We start from the raw sequence: 577 nt of genomic DNA on the forward strand, positions 1-577 counted from the left end.
GTCGACACTCGGCCAGCAATGGGCCGCCGGCCAGCTCAAATACGCCAAGGAATTCACCTGGTTCCTGGCGCCCTATATCAACTCCTACAAGCGCTTCCAGGCCGGCACCTTCGCGCCGACCAAGATCATGTGGAGCGAAGACAACCGCACCGCAGGCTTCCGCCTGTGCGGCGAGGGCACCAAGGGCATCCGCATGGAATGCCGCATCGGTGGCGCCGACCTCAACCCGTATCTTGCTTTCGCAGCCCTGATCGCCGCCGGCCTTGCCGGCATCGACGAAAAGCTGGAATTGCAGAAGCCGTTCGTCGGCGATGCCTATCAGGCATCTCGCCTGCCGGAGATTCCGAAGACGCTGCGCGATGCCACCGACACGCTGGCGAAGTCGAAGATGCTCAAGCAGGCGCTCGGCGAGGATGTGCTCGAACACTATGTCCACACCGCAAAGTGGGAGCAGTTCGAATACGACCGCCGGATTACGGATTGGGAACTGCACAGAGGTTTCGAGCGGTATTAGGTATCGGCGGTTCGTCGGCGCCACCCCTTCACTCTTTGCCTTTCCCCGCGGGGAGAGGCTGTC

General features: G+C 61.9%; 1 pseudogene. It reads left to right on the forward strand.

Annotated features, from left to right (window positions below):
* A pseudogene (locus tag EN994_RS34445) lies at positions 1 to 514 on the forward strand (glutamine synthetase); the annotation flags it as partial.
* Positions 515 to 577 lie beyond the last annotated feature (63 nt).

It is taken from the genome of Mesorhizobium sp. M7A.F.Ca.CA.002.09.1.1, assembly GCF_003998555.1.
Taxonomy (GTDB): Bacteria; Pseudomonadota; Alphaproteobacteria; order Rhizobiales; family Rhizobiaceae; genus Mesorhizobium; species Mesorhizobium ciceri.